Source organism: Streptomyces sp. NPDC048484 (genome assembly GCF_040651415.1).
Taxonomy (GTDB): domain Bacteria; phylum Actinomycetota; class Actinomycetes; order Streptomycetales; family Streptomycetaceae; genus Streptomyces.
Map to the genome: position 1 here is coordinate 1 of NZ_JBEZJY010000147.1, position 1,370 is coordinate 1,370.

General features: G+C 69.6%; 2 protein-coding genes. Both read left to right on the forward strand.

Annotated elements, in window-relative coordinates; translation table 11 throughout:
• The first annotated feature begins 214 nt into the window (after positions 1 to 214).
• Positions 215 to 1,105, forward strand: coding sequence for an NmrA family NAD(P)-binding protein (locus AB0D14_RS44975; RefSeq protein ID WP_362791332.1), 891 nt, complete (start codon positions 215 to 217; stop codon positions 1,103 to 1,105).
• Between the two features lie 105 nt (positions 1,106 to 1,210).
• Positions 1,211 to 1,363, forward strand: coding sequence for a hypothetical protein (locus AB0D14_RS44980; protein ID WP_362791334.1), 153 nt, complete (start codon positions 1,211 to 1,213; stop codon positions 1,361 to 1,363).
• The last annotated feature ends 7 nt before the right edge of the window (positions 1,364 to 1,370 follow it).

A 1,370-nucleotide genomic window follows, 5' to 3' on the forward strand; every position in this document is an offset into this window, starting at 1 on the left:
CCAAGCGCCTGCCCGAGATCGCGAGGAACCTCGACGCCGACGACCAGCGCGACTTCGAGCGCGTGGCCACCGCCATCGTGGACACCTCGGACCTCTCTTCGCCCACCTCGAACCAGCCCATCACACCGTGAGGTCCCGCTACACCCGCACCTTGACGTAGTTCACGCCGTGAACTAGTTTCGTTCACGGCATGAACTAGTGAGGGGTGGCAGTGATGAGCACACAGAGGACCGGCACGATCGCAGTCTTCGGCGCGACGGGGCAACAGGGCGGGGCGGTGGTCGACGCGCTGCTGGACCACAAGGCGCGGGTGCGGGCTCTGGTCCGCAACCCGCAGTCCGACCGGGCTCAGGCGCTGGCCGCCCGCGGCGTCGAGCTGGCGGCCATCCGGGCCGACGAACCGGCGTCGCTGGCCGCCGCGCTGGCGACGGTCGAGGGGTTCTACTTCATGACCCCGGAGGCGAACAGCCTCGAAGAGGTCGAGGCGGAGATCCGCATCGGTACCGCGCTCGTCGACGCGGCGGCCGAGAGGGGCGTCCCGCACGTCGTGTTCAACTCGGTCTTCGGAGCGGACCGGGAGTCGGGTGTGCCGCACCACGACTCGAAGCACTGGATCGAGGAGCACCTGAGGAAGTCCGGCCTGAGGGCCACGATGGTTCGCGCGACCGCCTTCATGGAGAACTTCGCGAGCGTGATGGCACCGAGCCTGGAGCATGGGGAGATCGTGCTGAGGCTGCCGCTGCCGGAGGACGTCGCCCTGAAGGTGATCTCGGTCAGGGACATCGGCCGGGTCGCCGCCGCGCTCCTGCTCGACATCGCGGAGGCGCCCGGCGGAGTCGTCGAGCTCGTCGGCGACGAGCTGACGGGCCCCCAGATCGCCGCGGCGTTCGGCGCGCGCGCCGGGCTCCCGGCACGGTACGAGACCCTCCCGTTGAGCGTGCTTCCCAACGACCTCGACAAGGCGATGTTCCGCCAGTTCGCGAAGGCGGAGGAAAACCCCTCGGACCTCGCGGTGGTGCGCTCGATCGAGCCGGCCACCCTGGACCTGGTCGAGTGGATCCGAGCTACCGGCTGGACCGCGCCCGCAAACGTGACTGGTTCCTGAGCCTCCGGCCGCGATGAACACCCCGCGATCATGCCCACGGTCTCGGCGCCCTGGGCACGGCAACGCATCCGCCAACGGTTGAAGTAGTCACGAAGCTCCCGGGGCGTGCCCGAGGCCGACACCGGCACACTGGCTGTCGAGAGGCCGCCGGTCGACGGCGAGGTAAAGATCCACGTCCAGGAGGCCCCGGGCCGCCAACCAAAAGACCTCACCGACTACGCCCGCGAGGCCGCCGCGCCGGCGTCTGGACCCGTATAGCGGATGG

Excerpts from the sequence above, each read along its gene's own strand:
- AB0D14_RS44975 (WP_362791332.1), top strand. The coding sequence starts at position 215 with ATGAGCACACAGAGGACCGGCACGATCGCAGTCTTCGGCGCGACGGGG.